The following is a 21185-nucleotide window of genomic DNA, read 5'->3' on the forward strand; positions in this document are numbered from 1 at the left end:
CGGATGACGGCGTGATCGTCGGCGTGGGCATCGACGTGGCCGGTATCGACCGTTTCGCGGAGGCGCTGGAGCGCACGCCCGGGATGGCGGACCGGCTCTTCGTCGAGCGCGAGCTGTGGCTGCCCAGCGGGGAGCGTCGTGGCATGGCCTCGCTGGCGGCCCGGTTCGCAGCCAAGGAGGCCCTGGCCAAGTCCCTGGGCGCCCCCGGCGGCCTGCGCTGGACGGACGCCGAGATCCTCACCGAACCCAGCGGCCGCCCCCGCCTCTCCGTCCGCGGCACGATCGCCGTACGCGCGGAGCGGCTGGGGGTGCGGGGGCTGCACGTCTCCCTGAGCCATGACGCGGGGGTCGCGTCGGCGGTGGTGATCGCGGAGGGGTGACCCGGTGCTCCGGTGACCCCGGTGGCCGTGGTGACCTGGTGAGTGGCCCGGTGCTCCGGTGCTCCGCGCGGTGGGCCGGTGCTCCGCGCGGTCGGCGAAGCGGCGGGCGCGTGGGTGGTACACCCGCTGTTGGCGGCGGGTTCCGGTGGCGGGGCCTGAAGGAGCGGCGCCCTGGACCGCACCTTTACGGCGCCGACGACGGTGAAGCGTCGGGTTGGTCGGGTACGTCGCTCGTAGACTCCAAGCCCTGCGTATGGACTTCGGCTCCCTCGCTCGCGATGTGCGGGTTGGCGAATCGGATGCCGAGATCAAGGCACTGAGCGTGAACTGACGAAAGGGGCAGGGATGTCGCGGACCGAGGGTGCCCGGCTGTTCCGGGAGGCGTGGATCGCGGGGGTGCGGCGGCACTTTCCCGGGGAGCCCAAGCCAGGTTATGTGAACCCCTGGGAGGAGACCCCGGAGTGGGAGCGCGCGGCCGCCGGGGCGGTGCACGAGCAGGTGCGGCAGTTCCTTGAGCTGAGTGAGGGGCACGCGGGGCGACTCACGCGAGAGCAGAAGGGGCGCTTCGTCGCGACGTGCTGGACCGCGCAGATGTACCGGCACTTCGAGGACCCGAAGCCCGGGTACGTCGCCGACTGGCCGGATCTTCCCGGCTGGCAGCGGGAGACGGACGCGGACATCTTCGAAGCGATCGAGAGGGACGTCAGCTGACACACACTCTCTTCCTGCTTCTGCTTGCCCTCTCCGCCGCCCGCAGCACACATCGCGCAGTGCCGCACAGAGCCGGTCCGCGCAGAGCCGGTCCGCGCGGAGGCGTAGCTTCCTCGCGTCGGCCTCGCGGTCGCCAGGCCGAACGGTTCTCGCCCACGCCCTTCGGCTGACTGGCTTATCGGGGGTTCGGAAGCCGGCGGTCGTGCCTACGACCAGCCGGTGACCGATCCGCAACCGCAGTCCGCTCCCGTCGCGTTCTGGGCACCTCGTCGACTCCGTCTGATCCGGGCCGACCCGCCGCGGGTCCCGCCCGAGCACCAGCGGGCCGCCGATCGGATCTGGGGCGAGATGGCTCGCGCCAACCCGACCGGTCTGTTCGACGGGCCTGCCGTCGCCTGTACCTCACTGGACTGGGACGACCCTCACCACGTCGTCCTGTCCTGGGCGCCGGTGACGTACCGGCATTACGCTCTGCGCCGCGTGCCGGGGGCGTCCGCACTGTCGTCCCTGTTCGTCGCCGTCCTGCAACCCGCGGACGACGGACGGCTGCTGGTGGGGCGCATGTCGTCGTGGACGGCCGCCTCCCGGCCGCTGGCAGCTCCCGGGCGGATCGGCCGAGCCCCCCGCCGACCACGAACGGCTGGATGAGGCAGCCCTGCGCCGCCACGCCGCTCGGGAACTGGCCGAGGAGACCGGCGTCGACACCGCGCCGCACGAACTCCGACTGTGGGCCGTCACGCGCGGCAGGCGCGGGAGCACCGGCGTCTACTTCCGCGCCCCGGCCCGGCCCGCGTCGGTGCTGGCCGAACGATTCATGGCCGCGGTGGCCGCGGAGACCGCACTCGGCCGCGAACCGGAGTTCGCCGAGACCGCACTCGGCCGCGAACCGGAGTTCGCCGAGACCGCACTCGGCCGCGAACCGGAGTTCGCCGAGACGGCTCTCGTCCGCTCACCCGCCGACCTGGGCACCCTCCCCGGCTCCCACGCCGACTACCTCGAAATCGTCCTCCGGCGGTACGCGCACCGCCCCGACGACTGGCCGGAGCGGGCATAGGACGTAGCGCGTCCGCTCACCGGGCCAGTCTTATCGTCCGGGGACCGGCGGCACACCTCAAGGGAAAGGAACCCGGCAGCCCGGACCGCTTCCGGTGCGGTGCTGTCGCGCGATCGCCCGGGACCGGAGCGGCTTGTCGAGAACCGGCCGTGCCAGGCCGCCTCGCACGCGAATCGGCCGGTGGGCCCGGTCATGGTGCGTCGCCGTCCTCGTCGTGGACGGCCAGTCGTCTGCCCCTGCTCTCGGCCACCCGCAGCGCATCGCGCAGTGCCTCACAGAGCCGGTTCGCGAGGAATCGGAGCTCTCTGGCGTCTGCCTTGCGGTCGTCCAGCAGCGCTCGAGCGTGGCCGAGGAGCTCCGTCCCCATGGACAGCTGGAGTGCCTCGATCTGATCCGCCCGCCGGTTCATAGGACTGTCCTCACGGTCCGATGCCAGATAGCACGGCCTGCCCTCCGGGTCGGACCAGGGCAGTAAGCGCAGGCGGGTCATCGTGTCCATCCGGCCACCTCTCGGAGAGGGCCGAGAATCGCTCTCACCCATTCGAGGGCATCGGTCATCAAGTGGTTCATGTTCATCAGTTCCTGTCAGCTGATGGGCCACGCCCCCGGACGTCCCACAACGTCGCGGGGGTCTTGCGCAAGTCCACCGTTTCGGCGGGAGCCGCAGGCCATCCGTGAGCGGACGTTTGGGCGGACGTTTCCGTCTATGCCGGGCGGATGAAGTCGCTACGGTGAGGCGTTCAGCGCGAGTTGGGGGATGTGGATGGCAAGCAAGCTGGCATCGCTGCGCGGTATGGCCGGTTACACGCAAGCGACCTTCGTCGCCGCCTTTGCCCGCGAGGCCGCCCGGCTGAGTATCGGCGCCTCGGTGAGCGTCCGCCAGCTCAGGCGGTGGGAGAGCGAGTCGCCTCCGCCATTGCCGCATCCGAGTCAACAGGTGGTGTTGGAGGCGATGTTCGGTCTTCCGCTCGCCGAGATGGGATTCGACGTCCCGTCTCATCGCTATTCGACTGTCGAGCGGATCGGCGACGATGGAGAGGTGAAGCGTCGATCGTTCGTCACGGGGGCGGGTGCGGTCGCGGCGTCGGCGGCCCTCCCGAGCCGGCAAGGGCCGCGTGTCGGTGCGAGTGAGGTGGCGGCGTTCCATGCACGGCTGGCCGACCTCTATACCGTCGATCACCAGTCGGGTGGCATTCCCGCGAAGGCGCGTGCCGCGCAGCTTGAGCAGGAGATCACGCAGGTGCTGAGCCGCAGCATCTATACGAGCCGAGTAGGCCGCGCCTTACAGGCCGCGCTTTCCGAGCTGCACAGTAATCAAGCGTGGTACGGCTACGACAGCGGGCCGATCGGGCAGGCACGTACCGCCGCCATGGAGGCGTTGACCGCCGCTCAACTCATCGGTGACGGTCTCTTGCAGCTGTCCGCACTGGAGACGCTTGTCCTGATCGATATCAAGGCGGACCGACTGTGGGAGGCCGCATCAGCGGTCGAGTTCGCTTATGACGTGGCCCGCAGGAGCGGGGCCGGGCCGACCGTGCATCTCGTCGTCGCTCTTCGCGAGGCGAATGTGGCCACGCAGGCCGGGGACACGACCGCTGCCCGGCGAGCACTCAGCCGCGCCCTTTCGTATCAGAGCCGCGCCGACACGGACACAGATGTGCCGCACTGGGCTCGGTTCGCCGGCCCGATCGAGATCGACTACGCCACAGCGGATATGTACGTGGCGGCTGGCGAACCACGACGCGCCGTGCCATTTATGCGGGCCGCCGTCGATGGTCTGGCTCGGGGTTATGCCCGCAACACGGCCTGGTACCGGTCGAAGCTCGCCTGCACGCTCCTCGATGCGGGGGACATCGAGGAGGCGTGCGCCGAGATGGGCAGTGTGCTCGATGTCTATGAGGAGATCGGTTCCGATCGACTGACACGCCGGATGCGCGCTTTCGATAAGACCGCCATCGCTCTGGACACCGCGATGACACATGACATGTCCGCCCGTATCCATGAGGTCGTACGAGGAGGCTGTTGATGACCGGGACGTTCGCCGTCGAGCGCATGGATGGCGCGGCCGCCGCGCGGGCCGAGCCGGAGTTCAGGCTTGTCTATGCCGAGGTCTTCGCGGAGGAGCCGTACGAGGAGACTCCTGGGTCGGTGGAAGCGAATTTCCGGCGGTTCCGCTCGCAGGTCCGCAAGAAGACCTTCTCCGCCGCCCTGGCCCGCACGGGCGCCGGTGAGCCGGTGGGCATCGCCTACGGCTACCCGTTGAGCCCGAGCACCGGCTGGTGGGACCGGCTCACCACGCCCGTGGACGACGCACTGCGCCGCGAGGACGGGCGGCGGACGTTCGGGCTGATGGAGCTCGCTGTACGGGCCCCGTGGCGGCGGCTGGGGGCGGCACGCCGGATGCACGAGGCGGTGCTCACCGACATCACGGCGGAGCGCGTGCTGCTCAACGCGCGGCCGGATGCCGAGGCCGCCCAGGCCGCGTACCGGTCGTGGGGGTACCGCAAGGTGGGGGAGGCCCGCCCGTGGGAGGGCGCGGTGCTGCATGACGTGATGGTGCTCGATCTGGGCACCGCGGGGCGTTCCGGGCGCTGACGTCGCACCACTACATCAGCCAGAGTCCTGTCCGCCGCAGGCCGCAGGGGAGCGGCGACGAGGCCGGAGCCGGCGCGGCGCGGGGCGGCGGAGGGGGCGTGGCCTGTGAAAGCGGGCGCGGCGCGTCGGCGAAAAGGCGCGCGATGACTGTGCGTATTCACTCGGACGCGTTCCCGAAGGGGCGGTGGAGCGCCCGTGCGGGTGGCATGAGGAGGGGCACTCGCACCCAGAAGCGCCCCGGAGGAGGACTCATGTTCCGTCGCTCGATACGCACGCTCGTGATCGGCCTGTGCGCGCTGACAGCGGCCACGCCGGCTGCCACGGCCGTGGCCCTCACGGTGCCGGTCGAGGGGCAGCAGGCCGCCCACGCCGCCGCCCGGGTTCTGAACCCGCAGACCCTCACCGACCTGGACACCACCATGAAGGGGGAGGCGTTCGCCTACGCCTCCTACAGCCTTTTCGCCATCGAAGCCGACCGCCAGTCCTACCCGGCCGTCGCCAAGCTCTTCCGCGGCACGGCGCGGACCGAGCTCAACGAGCACTTTCGCGAGGCCGCCGCCCTGGCCGGAACGGTCGGATCGAACGCGGCCAACCTGCGCCAGGCCATCAATGGCGAGACCTACGAGCACCAGGTCATGTACCGCCGGTTCGCGGCCGAGGCCCGCGCGGACGGGGACCTGAAGGCTGCCGAGCTGTTCACCGAGATCGCCGCCGACGAAGGCCGTCACCGCGACGCCTACCGCGCCGCGCTCAAGGTCGTGACCACCGGTCACGGCACCATCCCGGCGCCGCCGAAAGCCGACGTGGTGCCGGTGCCCGCGGGGCCGCCGAAGGTGAAGGCCGCCCGGACCAAGGCCAATCTCGACACCGCGATGCACGGTGAGGCACTGGCCTACGGCAAGTACCAGCTCTTCGCCGCCCGTGCGCGGCAGACCGGCAACACCGCGCTGGCCCGCCTGTTCGAGGGCACCGCCAACGTGGAGCTGCACGAGCACTTCGCCGGCGAGGCCGTCCTGGCCGGCCTGGTCCGTACCACGAAGACGAACCTGCGCAAGGCCATCGCCGGAGAACGCAACGAAGCCACCGTCGTCTACCCGGGCTTCGCCAAGCAGGCCGCCGCCGTCGGCGATACGGCCGCCGCCCGGTTCTTCCGCGACACCGCCGCCGACGAAGCCAAGCACGCGGCGGCCTTCCAGCGGGCGCTCGACCGGCTGCAGTGACCACCTGGGTGTGGTGTCCGGGGACCGGCGGCACACCTCATGCGAGGGCGGTCGGCGCGTCGCACCGGGTGCACGGGCCGCTTTTGGCGCGTCACCGCCCGGGGCCGGACCGGCTTGTCGAGAACCGGCCCTGCCAGGCCGCCCTCGCACCCGAGTCACCGATCCGGTACACCTGGACGACCGCGCCGACGGCCACGACCAGGGCGATCACCAGCGCCGCGACGCGCACCGGCAGGGAAGAGGCCAGCCGGACCACTGTGGACGCCGCGCCCCCGGTGGGGCCGTCGTCCTCCTCACCGCGCTCTCGTCCCCGGCGGGGGCCGACACATCCGAGCAGCCATACGGCGACGGTGAGCACCAACAGGGCGATCGTCCATGGGGTGAGACCGGGCCCCATTTCGGCGTGCTCCTCCACCAGCGAACTCTCCCGCACCCGCTCCTCCAGCCACTCGCCGGACTCGGTGGTCAGCACGACCAGAGCGAGAGTGACCAGCGCCATGACCGGCAGCACCGGGCCGAGCCTGCGTGCCGCCGAACGCCACAGCGCGCAGACCACGAGCGCCAACGCTGTCAGCGGGACCAGCACCGCCGCGCCGTGAACGAATAGCGGATGGCCGGGAACGCCGTTGATCAGCCCAACATCCACGGGACCTCCTCCAGCAGATGCGCGTTAAGGCGCATTCGGTAAGAAGTCATTGTTTCGGGCGTGCGTGGCGAATATGTCCATGCGCGGAGGGCGTACCGCGCGTATGGAGCAGTGCCCAGGCGGTCACGGGGCCAGGGAGAAGTAGCTCTCCTCTTCCTGGGAGAAATGCAGCCGCAGGACAGTGTGCAGTCCGTAGAGACAGGAGCGCAGGTCGTCGAGTTGACCGGCGTCCAGCCCGCCGCGGGCGTGAGCCAGACGCAGGTGCGTGGCGACGCGCCGGGAAAGGCGCTCGATCTCGGCATGGGCGCGGCTCATGGTGGCGGTGGCCTCGGGGCCGCCGAGCGCGGGGGCGAGCGCGGGGTAGAGCTGGTGCTCCTCGGCGTACTCGTGCGGCAGGAGCCGTTCGGTCAGCAGCCGGTGCGTCTCCTCGACGGCCGCCAGGGCCTGGGGGTCGTCGCCGGCGGAGAGGCGGTCGGCGGCGGCGCGTACCGCGTCGAGCACGTCCTGCAGATCGTCATGTTCGGCCGCGAAGCGGTGGATGAGCGCTTCGGCGGCCGGTGCGAGAGCCGGCCGCACCGTCTGGTCGACGCGCAGGGCCCGCAGGGCGTTGAGGATGACCGCGACGTCGATGCCCTCCTGGAGCAGGGCACCGGCGGCGGGCGGGAGCAGGCCGAAGGCGGCTGCGGCCATGGCGGCGAGCGACAGCAGCATGCCGCCGAGCGCGCTCTGTACGGCGATGCGCCGGGAGCGTTCGGCGATGGCGACGGCATCGGCGAGGCGGTCCACCCGGTCGGTGGTCAGGACGATGTCGGCGGCTTCGGAGGAGGCGGTGGAACCACGGGCACCCATGGCCACCCCAATGTCCGCCGCGGCGAGCGCGGGGGCGTCGTTGACACCGTCGCCGACCATGACGGAGACGGCCCGGTCGCGCTCGGCGCGGACCGCGGCGACCTTGTCCGCGGGGCTGAGCTCGGCCCGTACGCCGTCGAGGCCGAGGACGGCGGCGACTTCGTGCGCGGGCTCGGTCCGGTCACCCGTGAGCATCATGATCCGCTGGATGCCCGCCGTCCGCAGGTGGCGCAGGGTTCTGGGGGCGTCGGAGCGTATGGGATCGCGCAGCAGCACGGCGCCCGCCACGTGCCCGTCGACGGTCAGCCAGGCGACGGCCGCTCCGTCGAGCAGTGCGCGGTTCTCCACCCCGCCGGCCCAGGACGGCGCGGCACCCGCGGTGTCGATCCGGCCGATGGCCGCCCGCCGCCCGTCCACGGTGCCCGAGGCGCCCCGCCCGGGGTCCTCGGTGACGTTCGACACCGCAGGCAGTTCCAGTCCGCGTTCCCGGGCGGCGTCGACGATGGCGTGGGCCAGCACATGCGGGGAGTACTGGTCGAGTGCGGCCGCCAGGCGCAGCACCTGCGTCGGCTTCCACCCCGGCGCGGCAGCGACGTCGAGGACACGAGGACGGCCGCCGGTGAGGGTGCCGGTCTTGTCCAGCAGCAGAGTACGGGCTCGGCCGAGGTTCTCCAGCGCGCCGCCACCGCGGATCACCATACCCAGGCGTGAGGCGCGGGACAGGCCGGAGACGATCGCGACCGGCGCGGCCAGCAGCAGCGGGCACGGGGTGGCGACCACCAGCACCGCCACCGCCCGTACCGCGGAGCCGCTCAGGAGCCAGGCCAGCCCGGCCACCGCGAGGGACAGGGGCAGGAACCAGGCCGCGTACCGGTCGGCCAGGCGGACCACGGGAGCGGATTCCGCGCCGGCCTGCCGAGCCAGCCGCACGATCTCGGCATAGGTGCTGTCCCGCTCGGTGGCGGTGGCTCTCAGGTCGAAGGCGCCGCCGGCGTTGATCACCCCGCTGCGTACCGTCTCGTCCTTCGCCCGCTCGATGTGCGGGGCCTCCCCGGTGAGCGCCGACTCGTCGAATACGGCGATGGGGCTCTCCACGCGGCCGTCGACCGGGACCACTTCGCCCGGGGCCACCACGAGCAGGTCACCGACTTCCACCTCGGCGAGTGGCACCGTGCGCACTCCGGCGTCGGTGAAGCGCCGGGCCGTGCGCGGCGCGCGTTCCACAAGGGCCCGCATATCGTGGGAGGCCCGTCGCCCGGCCGCGGCTTCGAGAGCGCGGCCGGTGGCCAGCATCAGAGCGATCAGCGCTCCGGCCAGGTACTCGCGCACGGCCAGGGTCCCGCCGAGGGCCAGAACCGCGATCAGGTCCACGCCCGCCCGACCACGCCGCAACGCGACCACGACCCACACCACCGCCGGGACGATGGCGAACACGGTCCCCAGGCCCCACACCAGGTTCGCGAGGCTGTCGGCGCCGACGGCCCAGGCCACACCGCCGGCCATCAGAGCCGCCGCCGTGACGGCGAGGAGGAACGGCTCCAGATGAGCGGAGACGGCGGCTGTCGAACGGCGAATCGGCTGTGCGGCGGCGAAGTCGTTCATGGACACACCTCTGCTGTCCATCTTCCTCCCCGACGGCGCGTTCGCAGCGCGGGCGCACCGTCCACGCCGCCGGGATGGCGGTGCCCCCGCATCCGCTCTCGCGGGCCGCGCCCGTCAGGCCAGCACGTCCCGCCACGTGTCCGTCAGCGCCGCCGAGACGTCGTACGCGGCGATGGGGGCGCCCTGCGGCGTCGTGGCGCGGCGCGCGGCCAGGCCGTGGAGGTAGGCGCCGACGGAGGCGGCATCGCGGGCGGGGAGGCCCGTGGCGAGCAGGGAGCCGATCAACCCGGAGAGCACATCGCCGCTGCCCGCCGTGGCCAGCCAGCCGGTGCCGGTGGGGTTGACGCGCACCGGCTGGTGTTCGGCGGCGATCAGCGTGGTGGACCCCTTCAGGAGCACGGTCGCGCCGTAGCGCTCGGACAGGGCCCGCACGGCGGCGAGGCGGCCCGACTCGACCTCTTCGCGGCTCACGCCGAGGAGCGCCGCCGCCTCGCCCGCATGCGGGGTCAGGACGGTCGCCGCCTCGCGTTTGCGCAGGTCGCTCCCGGCGGGCAGCAGGTGGAGCCCATCGGCGTCGACCAGGACCGGGACGTCGGAGGCGAGAACGTCGTCCAGGGAGTGCTTGGCCGCCGCGCCGTCGCCGAGGCCGGGGCCGACGACCCATGACTGGACGCGGCCCGCCTTGGCCGGGGGACCGGTGTGGACGAGGGTCTCGGGGAAGCGCGAGATGACGTCGTCGGCCGCGGGGCCGACGTAGCGCACCGCCCCCGCACCGCCCCGCAGCGCGCCCGAGACGGCCAGCACGGCCGCGCCCGGGTAGCGGGCGGAGCCCGCGACGACGCCCACCACGCCGCGCCGGTACTTGTCGCTCTCGGGCAGGGGCCGGGGCAGCAGCGCCGCCACGTCCTCGTGCTGGAGCGCCGCCACGTCGGGGTCGGCCGGAAGATGGGCGTCCAGGCCGATGTCGATCAGCCGCAGGGCGCCCGCGTGGGTGTGGGCGGGGTCGATGAGCAGCCCCGGCTTGTACGCGCCGAAGGTGATCGTGGCGTCCGCGCGCACGGCGGAGCCGCGCACCTCGCCGGTGTCGGCGTCGACCCCGCTGGGCAGGTCTACGGCGACGGCGATGCCGCGCACCGCCCGGACCAGCCGCTCCGCGTCGGGCCGCAGCCCGCCCTTGCCGCCGATGCCGACGATGCCGTCGATGACGAGATCGGCGCGGGCCACGGCCGCCTCGCCCCAGTCGGCGGCCACGTCGCCGTCGTCGGAGGCCGCCGGGCCCCCGTCAGCGCCGGCCCGGCCGCTCTCGGCCGAAACCGTGCGCCCGCCGGCGGCCCGCAGCGCGGCGAGCCCGCCCTGGTGCGCCCGGTCGGGGTTGAGCAGCACCGCCGTGACCCCGGCGCCGCGCCGGGCCAGCCGGGCGCCCGCGTAGAGCGCGTCACCGCCGTTGTCGCCGCTGCCGACGAGCAGGGCCACCCGGGAGCCGTACACCCGGCCCAGCAGATCGGCGCACGCGGCCGCGAGCCCCGCCGCCGCGCGCTGCATGAGCGCTCCTTCGGGCAGCCGCGCCATCAGTTCGCGCTCGGCGGCCCTTACGGTCTCCACGCTGTAGGCAATCCTCATGCTCTTAGTCTCCCGAACGGAGGGCACTCCGTGCGTGGAAGCACACACTCCGGTGGGCTGATCGGCCTGAGAGACTGACGGAGATGGACGAGACACCGATGCGCGCCCGTGCCGTGGTCGATCTGGCCGCCCTACGGGCCAACGTGAGGGCGCTGCGCGCCGCGGCACCCACGGCAGAGCTGATGACCGTGGTCAAGTCGGACGCCTATGGCCACGGCATGGTCCCGTGCGCGCGTGCCGCCCGTAAGGCGGGCGCGAGCTGGCTGGGCGCGGCCACGCCCGAGGAGGCGCTCGCGCTGCGGGCGGCGGGGGACACGGGCCGGCTGATGTGCTGGCTGTGGACGCCCGGCGGCCCCTGGCGGCAGGCGATCGAGGCGGACATCGACGTCTCGGCCAGCGGGCTGTGGGCGCTGCGCGAGGCCGTCGCGGCGGCGCGTGCGTGCGGCCGTACGGCGCGGCTCCACCTGAAGGCGGACACCGGGCTCGGCCGGAGCGGCTGCCAGCCCGCCGACTGGCCCGCCCTGGTCGACGAGGCCCGCGCGGCCGAGGCGGAAGGGGCCATTCGGGTGACGGGGCTGTGGTCCCACTTCGCCTGCGCGGACGAGCCGGGCCATCCGTCCATCGGCGCCCAGCTGTCGGTCTTCCGCGACATGGTGGCGCACGCCGAACGGGCGGGGCTGCGGCCGGAGGTGCGCCACCTGGCCAATTCCCCGGCGACCCTGACCGTGCCCGAGTCCCACTTCGACCTCGTACGGACCGGCATCGCCACCTACGGGATTTCCCCGAGCCCCGAACTCGGCGCGGCCGCCGACTTCGGCCTGCGGCCGGTCATGACGCTCTCCGCCGCGCTCGCCTCCGTCAAGCGGGTGCCGGGCGGGCACGGCGTCTCCTACGGGCACCGCTATGTGACCCCCGGCGAGACGACCCTCGCGCTGGTGCCCGTCGGGTACGGGGACGGCATTCCGCGCCATGCCTCGGGCACCGGCCCGGTGCTGGTCGCGGGGAAGTGGCGGACCATCGCGGGTACGGTCGCCATGGACCAGTTCGTGGTGGACTTGGGCGGGGACACCGCCGCCCCGGGGGACGAGGCGGTGCTGTTCGGCCCGGGGGACCGGGGCGAGCCGACCGCCGAGGACTGGGCACGTGCCGTGGGCTCGATCGCCTATGAGATCGTGACGCGAATCTCGGCCCGGATTCCCCGCGTTTATGTAGGTGAGGACGGGGGCACAGGGAACTGACCATGGGCGACGAGAGCACGGCCGGCAGTACGGCAGAGATGGCGACACGAGTCGCGGCGGGGGCCACAGCCGTGAGCTGGCGCCGGGGCGCCGGATTCGCGGGAGCCACGATCGGCGTGCTCGCGGCGGGGGCGGCCGCGGGCGTCGCGCTGGAGCGGCTGACGGTCGGCCGCGGTGTACGGCGCAAGGCCCGCCTCGCACTGGACGCCGAGGGCCCTTACGGCACCCTGCGCGGCACCCCGGGCACGGCGGTCGCCGACGACGGCACCGAGCTGTACTACGAGGTCGAAGAGGTGCGGGAGAACGCCGCCGCGCCCTCGCCGCGGCGCAAGCGGCGGTTCGGGCGCCGCACCCCCATCCCCGTCACCATCGTCTTCAGCCATGGCTACTGCCTCGGCCAGGACTCCTGGCACTTCCAGCGCTCCGCGCTGCGCGAGGTCGTCCGCACCGTCTACTGGGACCAGCGCTGCCACGGCCGCTCGGCGCGCGGCTGCGCCCAGGCGGACGGCGAGGCGATCAGCATCGACCAGCTCGGCCGCGATCTGAAGGCGGTCATAGACGCGGCCGCGCCCGAGGGCCCGCTGGTGCTGGTCGGCCACTCCATGGGCGGGATGACGATGATGGCGCTCGCCGCGCAGTACCCCGACCTGGTGCGCGAGCGCGTGATCGGCGCGGCCTTCATCGGCACCTCGGCGGGCCGGCTGGGCGAGGTCAGCTTCGGCCTCCCGGTGGTCGGGGTGAACGCGGTGCGGCGGGTGCTGCCCGGACTGCTCAAGGCGCTGGGCTGGCAGGCCGACCTGGTCGAGCGCGGGCGGCGGGCCACCGCCGATCTCTTCGCGGGGCTGATCAAGCGCTATTCGTTCGGCTCGAAGGACGTGGACCCGGGGGTCGCGCGGTTCGCCGAGCGACTGATCGAGGCCACGCCGATCGATGTGGTCGCGGAGTTCTATCCGGCGTTCATCGCCCATGACAAGGCGGCCGCGCTGCCGCACTTCGACGGTCTGCCGGTGCTGGTACTCGCGGGCGACAAGGACCTGATCACCCCGATGGAACACAGCGAGGCGATCGCGGAGCTGCTGCCCGGGGCTGAGCTGGTGATCCTCGAAGAGGCTGGGCATCTGGTGATCCTCGAGCATCCCGAGGTGGTCAACGGCCATCTGACCGAGCTGCTCTCGCGGGCCGTGGACGGGACGGGCGACCGGGCGAAGCGAGGCGTATCGGGCTGAGGGGGCCGCCGTGGCCGCCTGGTGCTCGTGCTGGGTGGAGCGGTGCTCGTGCCCGGCGGCGGCTCGGTGCCCGTCCGTGGCCGACCGGTGCTCGGTGCGTGCGTGCCCGCGTTGGCCTGGTGGCGGTTTCCGGTGGTCCGGTGGCCCGTTCCTGGCGGTCCGGCGTCTGCTCCCGGTGGTCCGGCGGCCCGTAGCCGGTGGCTGGGTGTGCGTTCCCGGTGGTCCGCTGGCCCGTTCCAGGCGGTCCGGTGGCCCGTAGCCGGTGGTCCGGCGTCTGCCCCCGGTGGTCCGGCGGCCCGTAGCCGGTGGTCCGGTGGCCCGTAGCCGGTGGCTGGGTGTGCGTACCCAGTGGCCGGGTGCCCGTAGCTGTTGGCCCGGTGCCTGTCCTGACGGTGTCCGCGTGGCTTCCGCCCGACTGATCGACCGTCCGGCCAGGGCGTTCGTACCGGTCCGCACCGGGCTTTTGCTGCCCGTACCATCGGCGAGTATGGACGTAGGCACGCGCATCACCGTCACCTCTCCCGACCAGATGCGGGACCTGGGCCGCAGACTCGCCAAGCTGCTGCGCCCCGGCGATCTGATCCTGCTCACCGGTGAACTCGGCGCGGGCAAGACGACCCTGACACGGGGCCTGGGCGAGGGCCTCGGCGTTCGTGGCGCCGTCACCTCCCCCACCTTCGTGATCGCCCGGGTGCACCCCTCGCTGGGCGACGGCCCGCCGCTGGTCCACGTCGACGCGTATCGGCTGAACGGCGGCCTCGACGAGATGGAGGACCTGGACCTCGACGTCTCCCTGCCGGATTCGGTGGTGGCCGTGGAGTGGGGCGAGGGGAAGGTCGAGGGGCTGGCGGAGGACCGGCTGCATGTGGTGATCCAGCGGACGGTGGGCAGCGACATGGCGGTCACGGACGTGATGGCCGCCGATGTGGACGACGTACGGGACGTGGTGGTGACGGGCGTCGGCCCCCGCTGGGCGGGGGAGGACCTGGCGTCGCTCGCGGGGTAGCGCCGCGGAGCCCTCCAGCCGTGCGGTTTGTCGCCGGGTAGAGCTCGCGTGCAGATGCCGGGTAGTTTCCGACAAGCCGTCGGCATGCTGTTGCATTCCGGGCATCGCCCGTGGTCACATGGGGGGAGAAAGCGTGGGTTAGGTCTGCCTAACTCCGCTCGACTGCCCCAGCACCCTCAGGAGGCATCCATGTCGGCCCACGACCCCGTGGCCGGGACCGGCGCGCGCGAGGACCGGTCACCGTCGATGTCGGAGCTCCTGGCGGCATGTGCGGCGGCGAGCGCGGTCTCGACGCCCCCGCGGCCGGCCGAGGAAGAGACGCCCGCGTCCGCTGAGACGCCCGCGTCAGCCGAGACGCCCGCGTCAGCCGAGCCCGAGTCCGAGCACGAGCACGAGGCGGACGACGAGGAGCGCGACGCGGCATAGCGCCCGGCGGGCCGCGTCATCTCCGCTACGGGACTACCGACTGCCGGACTACGGGATGACGACGACCTTCGTGTCCACCTGGGCGAACTCCCACATCGCCGCACTGTCCGCCCGGCTCTCCCGGACGGCCCCGGTCCGCTTGCGCGCGTTCGGGTCCGGCATCGACCCGTCCACCGCCGCGCTGAAACCGAACACGACCCCCCCTTCCGAGTGGAAGACGACGACGTGCTCGACCTGCACTCCGTCCGATCCGACCCCGCCCTTGTTGCGCGAGGTCACGGAATAGGTCCCCGGGTCGGGGCTGGCCGGGCTGGGGCCCACCCGGAAGGTGTGGCTGGCTTTACCGTCGGCACCGACCAGCCAGACCCGCTTGTCGCCCAGTGCGTAGACGACCCGTACGCCGGTGCCGGAGCCGGCCGGAAGGGCCGTGGACTTCTGCTTCGACCCCGCGTCGTTTTTGTCCTTCTTCTTGGACTCGGCGCCGTGCGACCCGGGCCGGGCCTGGGTCGGATGGTCGGGCGCGGTCGCGGCGGCCTGGTAACCGAGGAACCCGACGACGCCCAGCGCGGCGGCGGTGAGTACGGCCACAGCTGGCCCGGTACTGCTCCTTGGCACGGCGGCAACCCTCTCCTGAAGTCAGTACGTGCTGACGGCCCGTACACACTTACGGCGACGGTAGCACCGGCGCCCAACGCCCCGCCGCGCTCCGGCCGACCGGTGACCGAGCTGTTCCACCGTCGGTACGAAAGGGCGGTACGAAAGAACGACCTCCCGGCGCGCCGTAGGCTGTTCTCGTGCTGTTGCTCGCTCTTGATACCGCAACCCCCGCCGTGACCGTCGCCCTGCACGACGGCTCCGCAGTGATCGCCGAGTCCTCGGACGTGGACGCCCGGCGCCACGGCGAGCTGCTGCTGCCCGCCGTGCACCGGACGCTGAGAGAGGCGGGCACCGAGCTGGCCGCGGTGACAGAGATCGTCGTCGGGGCGGGCCCCGGCCCGTACACCGGACTGCGCGTGGGCTTGGTGACCGCGGCCACCTTCGGCTCGGTCCTCGGCGTGCCCGTCCACGGGCTGTGCACCCTGGACGGGATCGCGTACGCCGCCGGTCTGGACGGTCTGGACGGCCCCTTCGTGGTGGCCACGGACGCGCGGCGCAAGGAGGTCTACTGGGCGCGCTACGACGACGCCCGGACCCGCGTCACCGAGCCCGCCGTCGACCACCCCGCCGATCTCGCCGAGCGGGTCGCCGGGCTGCCCGCGGTCGGCGCGGGCGCGCTGCTCTACCCGGCGGCCTTCGCCGACGTACCGCCCGGGATGCCGAAGTACCAGTCGGCCGGGGCGCTCGCCTCGCTCGCCGCCGAGAAGCTGGCGCGCGGCGAGGAGCTGCCGCCGCCCCGGCCCCTGTATCTGCGCCGCCCCGACGCCAAGGTGCCCGCCAACTACAAGGTGGTCACCCCGAAGTGAGCGGCGCGACCGTGACGCTGCGCGAGATGCGCTGGTGGGACCTGGACCGGGTGATGGAGCTCGAAGAGGAGCTGTTCCCCGAGGACGCCTGGTCGCGGGGGATGTTCTGGTCCGAGCTCGCCCACGCCCGGGGCCGGGACGCCACCCGGCACTATGTGGTGGCGGAGAGCGGGCCCCGGCTGGTCGGATACGCCGGGCTCGCCGTCTTCGACCGCACCGGCGACGTCCAGACCATCGCCTCCGCCCGCGACCACTGGGGCACCGGCCTCGGCGCCCGCCTCCTCACCGACCTCCTTACGGCCGCCACCGCCTTCGAATGCCGTGAGGTGCTGCTGGAGGTGCGGGTCGACAACGCCCGCGCGCAGCGGCTGTACGAACGCTTCGGCTTCGAGCCGATCGGCATACGCAGGGGCTACTACCAGCCCGGCAATGTGGACGCCCTGGTCATGCGGCTGTCCGACCCGGCGGCGCCGGGTGTGACGACGGCGGGCATGGCGACTGCCGCGGACAGCGGGACGGGTGTGTCCCTTGAGACGGGCATGTCTCCTGGCACCAGGGCGTCCCCCGAGACCGGTGCGCCCCCCGAGACCAGAGCCCCCACCGCGCACGCGGCGAACTCCGCGCACGCGGCGAACACAGCGAACCCCGCGAACACAGCGAACCCCGCGACCTCAGTACAAGGAACCGAGACCCATGGCTGACGAACCCCTCGTCCTCGGCATCGAGACCTCCTGCGACGAGACCGGCGTCGGCATCGTCCGCGGCCACACCCTCCTCGCCGACGCCGTCGCCTCCAGCGTGGACGAGCACGCCCGCTTCGGCGGCGTCGTCCCCGAGGTCGCCAGCCGCGCCCATCTGGAGGCGATGGTCCCCACGATCCAGCGTGCGCTGAAGGAGGCCGGGGTCGCCGCCTCCGACCTCGACGGCATCGCCGTCACCGCGGGCCCCGGGCTCGCGGGCGCGCTGCTGGTCGGCGTCTCGGCCGCCAAGGCGTATGCCTACGCCCTCGGCAAGCCGCTCTACGGCGTCAACCACCTCGCCTCGCACATCTGCGTCGACCAGCTGGAGCACGGGCCGCTGCCCGAGCCGACGATGGCGCTGCTGGTGAGCGGCGGCCACTCCTCGCTGCTCCTCGCGCCCGACATCACCTCCGACGTCCGCCCGCTCGGCTCGACCATCGACGACGCGGCGGGGGAGGCGTTCGACAAGGTCGCCCGGGTGCTGAACCTGGGCTTCCCCGGCGGCCCCGTCATCGACCGCATCGCCCGCGAGGGTGACCCGGACGCGATCGCCTTCCCGCGCGGGCTGACCGGTCCGCGGGATGCCGCGTACGACTTCTCCTTCTCGGGGCTGAAGACCGCGGTCGCCCGCTGGATCGAGGCGAAGCGGGCGGCGGGCGAGGAGGTCCCGGTCGCCGATGTCTCGGCCTCCTTCCAGGAGGCGGTGGTGGACGTGCTGACCCGTAAGGCCGTCCGCGCCTGCAAGGACGAGGGCGTGGAGCATCTGATGATCGGCGGCGGCGTCGCCGCCAACTCCCGGCTGCGGGCCATGGCCGAACGCCGCTGCGAGGACGCGGGGCTCACCCTGCGGGTGCCGCGGCCGAAGCTGTGCACGGACAACGGGGCGATGGTGGCGGCGCTCGGCGCGGAGATGGTGGCGCGGGGGCGGTCCGCCTCGGCGTGGGACCTGTCGGCGGATTCCTCCCTTCCGGTGACCGATCCGCACGTCCCGGACCCGAACGGGCACGCCCACTCCCACGGTCACTCTCATGACCATGTGCACGAGCTGAGCCGGAAGAACCTGTACGCATGACCGTCGCGTTGATGTGGGAAGCCCGAGCCGTGGCGGGGAAGGGCGAGGAACTGCTGGCCTGGGCCACCCGCCAGCCCCTCGACCCTGCCCCGCTGCGCCGCGAGACCTTCCGCGCACCCGAGGACCGCGTCCTCGTCATCACCTGGTGGGACGGCGCCTACGACACTCCGGGCCTGCCGGAACTCCCCGAACCGGGGGAGGACTTGGTCCGCCGCGCGGTGCACCGCTGGCGCTTCGAGACGGTCACGGACGAGAACTGAGCCGCACGGGGCGCCCTGGCTGTGCCTCGCGCCTTGGCTTGTAGGGCGAGGCGGTCGTGGTCGTGCCGCGTGTCTTGGCCGTGCGACGTGCCCTGGTCGTGTCGCGTGCCCTGACTGTGCGGCCTCCGGGCCTACCGCGCGCCCCGGCTGTGTGGCCCCCGGCCGTACTGCGCCCTGGCGGTGCCCGCCCCGGCCGTACCCGGTGCCCCGGGCCTACCGCGCACCCTGGCCGTCATGCTGTCCCGGGCCGTGCCGTCCCGGCCGTACGCCTCTCGGCCTTACCGCTCTCGGCCTTACCGCTCCCGCCCCTGCCCTCACCCTCCTCACCGGAGGGCATCGGTGAGATCGGCCAGGTGCCGGGAGACCGGGCCCAGGGTGAGCAGGCCGCTGCCCGCCCCGGCCAGTTCCGCCGCCGCTGGGGCCAGCGCGGCGCGGGCGCGTGCCATCGTCTCCCGGTCGCCGACGGCGATGGCCGCCCGGCCGGTGAGGCACCACAGGGCCTCCAGCAGCAGATCGCGGGGCGGCTCCGGGACCGTGCGTAGCGCCGCCGCGGCCTCAGTGCGGTGGTCCTGGGCCAGCATTACCAGCGGGCGGGCCCAGGGCGCGTACGGCCCCCAGTCGAGGTCCGCGTCGGTCGGGGCGGGGCGCCCCTGTTCCACGCGCAGACAGAGCAGCGCGAGCGGCAGCAGACCATGCGCCAGACCGGGCATCCCGGCGCCGTCCAGCCGTGTGGCCGCGTCCCGGTAGGCCGCCTCGGCCTCGGCGGCCTGCCCGGTCGCCGCCAGCCGCAGTGCCCGGTACCACTCGGTGAACACGCTGACCAGCGGCCGCTCATGGCGCTCGCCCAGACGGTCGGCGGCGGTCGCGTGCCGGTCGGCCGACGCGAAGTCCGCGAGCGCGCTGCGGGCCTGGAGCCGGATGAGATGGCCGAGCACCTCGAAGGCGACCAGGCCGTGCCGTTCCGACAGGGCGATCAGCTCGGCCCCGGTCGCGTCCCGGCGCGGCGCCAGCCCCGCGCGGTCGAAGGTCTGCATGAAGACGCCGTTGAGGGCGAACGCCAGCAGCGCGGGATCGTCCAGCCGCCGGGCGATCTCCTCGGCCTGCCGGGCCGCCTGGCGGCCACGTTCGGAGCGACCACCACGCGACTCGACGGCAATCGTGGCCAACAGCCGAGCCCGCACCGCCTCATGACGCGGCGCCGCCTCGCCCCTAGGCGCGTGCCTCAGCGTGCTGAGCGTGCTGTGGTCGGGCGCGTCGAGGTCTCCCCCAGGGACGGAGCTCCCACGCGCGACGGCCGCGTAGCCGGAGGTCCGGCGGCTGGGCAACTCGTGCCCGGTCACCGCGCGCTCGGGCGCGCCGTGGCCGAGCGTGCCGCGGCCAGGGGCCTCGTGAGCAGGGCCCTCGTGCCCCGGTGCCCCGTGGTGGGACGCCCCGCGGCCGGTTGCCGCGTGGCTGGGCGCTCCCTGGCCGGGGGGCTCAAGATCGTGCGTCTCGTGGTCGGGTGCCCCGTGGCCGGTTGCCGCGTGGCTGGGCCCTCCCTGGCCGGGTGCCTCGTGGCCGGGGGCCTCAGGACCGGGTGCCCCGTGGCCGGTTGCCGCGTGGTCGGGTGCCGCGTGGTTGGGCGCTCCCTGGCCGGGGGCCTCAGGGCCGGGCGTCTCGTGGGCAGGTGCCGCGTGGCTGGGCCCTCCCTGGCCGGGTGCCTCGTGGCCGGGGGCCTCAGGACCGGGTGCCTCGTGGGCAGGTGCCTCGTGGCCGGTTGCCGCGTGGTTGGGCGCTCCTCGGCCGGGGGCCTCAGGGCCGGGCGTCTCGTGGGCAGGTGCCCCGTGGCCGAGGGCCTCAGGGCCGGGCGTCTGGTGAGCAGGTGCCCCATGGCCGGGCGCCCCGTGGTCGGGGGGCTCAACGGCAGGGGCCCGATCGTCCGGCGCCCCGAGACCGGCCGCGAGCGCGGCCAACGTGCGTTCGGCCGCGGCGACGATCGACGCCGCCTGTTCCGGGTCGTCCAAGCGGGTCCAGATCGCCGGGACGTCGTAGGAGCCGATCACCCGGGCGGTCAGTTCCGGGTCGCCCAGTTCCTCCGCTGCCGCGACCGCCGCCACGCGTTGCTGCCGGGCCGTTCGCAGGCCGCCGCCTCCGGTCATCGAGAGGTCGCGGAGCAGGCCGACCGTGGACTCCAGACGGGTCCGCGCGCCGGAGGCCACCGTGCGGTCGTAGGCGGCGGCCGCTTCCGCCCATACCTGGGCGGCCGCTCCGCCCCGGGCCGTGGCGGGGTCGAGGTGGGGCGCCTGGCCGAGGATGTCCGTCTCCAGGCGGCGCAGTTCCGGGCCCGGGTCCACGCCCAGCTGCTCGACCAGCAGCGTCCGGGCCCGCCGCAGCACCGCCAGCGCGTCGCCCTGGCGGCCGGTGCGGTACAGCGCGAGGGCCAGTGCCCGCCAGGCGCCCTCGCGCCAGGGGTGCTCGGCCAGATGCGCCTCCAGGTCCGGCACCGCCTCGGCGGCCCGGCCCAGCGCCAGGCGGGCCTCCGCCTGCCGTTCGACGGCGTGCAGCCGCAGCTCCGCCAGCCGGGAGCGCTCGCCCCGGGCCCAGTCCTCGTCGGCGAACTCCGCGTACGCGGGCCCGCGCCACCGGCTCAGCGCCTGCTCCAGCCGGGGCAGCGCGCCGTCCGGCGGCAGGGTCGCGGCGGCGGACACGTCCTGTTCGAAGCGCCAGGCGTCCACCGTGTCCACATCGGCGCGCAGCGCGTATCCGGGCCCCTCGGTGACCAGCAGCCGGGCCGGGGTGCGGGGCGGGCGCTGCGGCTCCAGCGCGCGGCGCAGCGCGGCCACGAACGTACGCACCGCGCCGACCGCCGCCGGAGGCGGCTCCGTCCACAGGTCGTCGACCAGTCGGGATACGGGTACGACGCGACGGCGGGCGACGATCAACCGGGCCAGCACGGCGCGGTGCCGTGGCCCCTTCAGCGCGATGGCGTGCCCGTCGGCGTCCCAGGCCACCACCGGCCCCAGCACCCCGAACCCGACCCGCATGCGGCCACCGTAGCGCGCTGATCGGATGCTCATCCGCACCCGGCAGGCTGACAG

19 protein-coding genes and 1 pseudogene are annotated in these 21185 nt (G+C 73.5%); 14 read left to right on the forward strand and 6 right to left on the reverse strand.

The genetic code is table 11. The annotated features are described in order from the left end of the window. The first annotated feature begins 11 nt into the window (after nt 1-11). The 3 genes from AS97_RS26810 to AS97_RS26820 all read left to right on the forward strand — a co-directional run bounded on the left by AS97_RS26810 (nt 12) and on the right by AS97_RS26820 (nt 2145). Nucleotides 12-380: a holo-ACP synthase gene (locus AS97_RS26810; protein ID WP_210565789.1), complete on the forward strand. Its 369-nt coding sequence runs from the start codon at nt 12-14 to the stop codon at nt 378-380. Nucleotides 381-725: 345 nt separating this feature from the next. Further along, on the forward strand, nt 726-1091 hold the full coding sequence (locus tag AS97_RS26815) for a hypothetical protein (protein ID WP_210565790.1): 366 nt from the start codon (nt 726-728) through the stop codon (nt 1089-1091). A gap of 463 nt (nt 1092-1554) precedes the next feature. Further along, nucleotides 1555-2145: an NUDIX hydrolase gene (locus AS97_RS26820; protein WP_247204830.1), complete on the forward strand. Its 591-nt coding sequence runs from the start codon at nt 1555-1557 to the stop codon at nt 2143-2145. A gap of 190 nt (nt 2146-2335) precedes the next feature. Here AS97_RS26820 and AS97_RS26825 read toward each other — a convergent pair whose 3' ends face one another. Further along, the gene (locus tag AS97_RS26825; protein WP_210565791.1) at nt 2336-2644 is read right to left on the reverse strand and encodes a hypothetical protein; all 309 of its coding nucleotides are present in this window, start codon (nt 2642-2644) and stop codon (nt 2336-2338) included. Between the two features lie 264 nt (nt 2645-2908). On the opposite strand from AS97_RS26825, the gene AS97_RS26830 reads away from it, so the two are divergent. The 3 genes from AS97_RS26830 (at nt 2909) to AS97_RS26840 (ending at nt 5960) form a co-directional block, all read left to right on the forward strand. Continuing rightward, complete coding sequence (locus tag AS97_RS26830) at nt 2909-4171, forward strand: hypothetical protein (RefSeq protein ID WP_059149032.1); 1263 nt, start codon at nt 2909-2911, stop codon at nt 4169-4171. Beyond that, nucleotides 4171-4740, forward strand: coding sequence for a GNAT family N-acetyltransferase (locus AS97_RS26835; protein WP_247204495.1), 570 nt, complete (start codon nt 4171-4173; stop codon nt 4738-4740). Before AS97_RS26830 ends, AS97_RS26835 begins: the two co-directional genes overlap by 1 nt. Before the next feature lie 251 nt (nt 4741-4991). Further along, nucleotides 4992-5960 (forward strand): ferritin family protein, encoded by a 969-nt coding sequence (locus tag AS97_RS26840; protein WP_247204496.1) that lies wholly within the window; start codon nt 4992-4994, stop codon nt 5958-5960. A gap of 91 nt (nt 5961-6051) precedes the next feature. On the opposite strand, the gene AS97_RS26845 is transcribed toward AS97_RS26840, so the two are convergent. The 3 genes from AS97_RS26845 to AS97_RS26855 form a co-directional block, all read right to left on the reverse strand. Then, complete coding sequence (locus tag AS97_RS26845; protein WP_210565792.1) at nt 6052-6606, reverse strand: DUF2231 domain-containing protein; 555 nt, start codon at nt 6604-6606, stop codon at nt 6052-6054. Nucleotides 6607-6729: 123 nt separating this feature from the next. Next, on the reverse strand, nt 6730-9057 hold the full coding sequence (locus AS97_RS26850) for a heavy metal translocating P-type ATPase (RefSeq protein ID WP_210565793.1): 2328 nt from the start codon (nt 9055-9057) through the stop codon (nt 6730-6732). Nucleotides 9058-9171: 114 nt separating this feature from the next. After that, entirely contained in the window at nt 9172-10677 is a 1506-nt protein-coding gene (locus AS97_RS26855) for an NAD(P)H-hydrate dehydratase (RefSeq protein ID WP_210565794.1), read from the reverse strand. Between the two features lie 83 nt (nt 10678-10760). Between AS97_RS26855 and alr the strand changes: the two genes are divergently transcribed. The 4 genes from alr (at nt 10761) to AS97_RS26875 (ending at nt 14573) form a co-directional block, all read left to right on the forward strand. Further along, nucleotides 10761-11915: an alanine racemase gene (gene alr / locus AS97_RS26860; protein ID WP_086710247.1), complete on the forward strand. Its 1155-nt coding sequence runs from the start codon at nt 10761-10763 to the stop codon at nt 11913-11915. Nucleotides 11916-11917: 2 nt separating this feature from the next. Then, nucleotides 11918-13141, forward strand: coding sequence for an alpha/beta hydrolase (locus AS97_RS26865; protein WP_059148938.1), 1224 nt, complete (start codon nt 11918-11920; stop codon nt 13139-13141). Nucleotides 13142-13628: 487 nt separating this feature from the next. Further along, nucleotides 13629-14147, forward strand: a complete 519-nt coding sequence (gene tsaE / locus AS97_RS26870) for a tRNA (adenosine(37)-N6)-threonylcarbamoyltransferase complex ATPase subunit type 1 TsaE (protein ID WP_086710258.1) — start codon at nt 13629-13631, stop codon at nt 14145-14147. A 189-nt stretch (nt 14148-14336) separates the two neighbouring features. Beyond that, nucleotides 14337-14573, forward strand: a complete 237-nt coding sequence (locus AS97_RS26875) for a hypothetical protein (protein ID WP_125758270.1) — start codon at nt 14337-14339, stop codon at nt 14571-14573. Nucleotides 14574-14621: 48 nt separating this feature from the next. Here the strand turns inward: AS97_RS26875 and AS97_RS26880 are convergent, their stop codons facing one another. Further along, nucleotides 14622-15188 carry a hypothetical protein gene (locus tag AS97_RS26880; protein WP_079059894.1) on the reverse strand — a complete coding sequence of 189 codons (567 nt, stop codon included), beginning with the start codon at nt 15186-15188 and terminating at the stop codon, nt 14622-14624. Nucleotides 15189-15367: 179 nt separating this feature from the next. On the opposite strand from AS97_RS26880, the gene tsaB reads away from it, so the two are divergent. From tsaB to AS97_RS26900, 4 genes and pseudogenes are all read left to right on the forward strand, one after another. Continuing rightward, the gene (gene tsaB / locus AS97_RS26885) at nt 15368-16036 is read left to right on the forward strand and encodes a tRNA (adenosine(37)-N6)-threonylcarbamoyltransferase complex dimerization subunit type 1 TsaB (RefSeq protein ID WP_125758268.1); all 669 of its coding nucleotides are present in this window, start codon (nt 15368-15370) and stop codon (nt 16034-16036) included. Nucleotides 16037-16062: 26 nt separating this feature from the next. Then, nucleotides 16063-16503: pseudogene (gene rimI / locus AS97_RS26890) on the forward strand (ribosomal protein S18-alanine N-acetyltransferase); the annotation flags it as partial. 226 nt (nt 16504-16729) lie between these two features. Next, on the forward strand, nt 16730-17848 hold the full coding sequence (gene tsaD, locus AS97_RS26895; protein WP_059148933.1) for a tRNA (adenosine(37)-N6)-threonylcarbamoyltransferase complex transferase subunit TsaD: 1119 nt from the start codon (nt 16730-16732) through the stop codon (nt 17846-17848). Then, on the forward strand, nt 17845-18108 hold the full coding sequence (locus AS97_RS26900) for a hypothetical protein (protein WP_059148932.1): 264 nt from the start codon (nt 17845-17847) through the stop codon (nt 18106-18108). Before tsaD ends, AS97_RS26900 begins: the two co-directional genes overlap by 4 nt. Before the next feature lie 323 nt (nt 18109-18431). Here the strand turns inward: AS97_RS26900 and AS97_RS26905 are convergent, their stop codons facing one another. Continuing rightward, complete coding sequence (locus AS97_RS26905; protein ID WP_210565795.1) at nt 18432-21131, reverse strand: BTAD domain-containing putative transcriptional regulator; 2700 nt, start codon at nt 21129-21131, stop codon at nt 18432-18434. Nucleotides 21132-21185 lie beyond the last annotated feature (54 nt).

The organism is Streptomyces sp. AgN23 (genome assembly GCF_001598115.1).
Classification (GTDB): domain Bacteria; phylum Actinomycetota; class Actinomycetes; order Streptomycetales; family Streptomycetaceae; genus Streptomyces; species Streptomyces antimycoticus.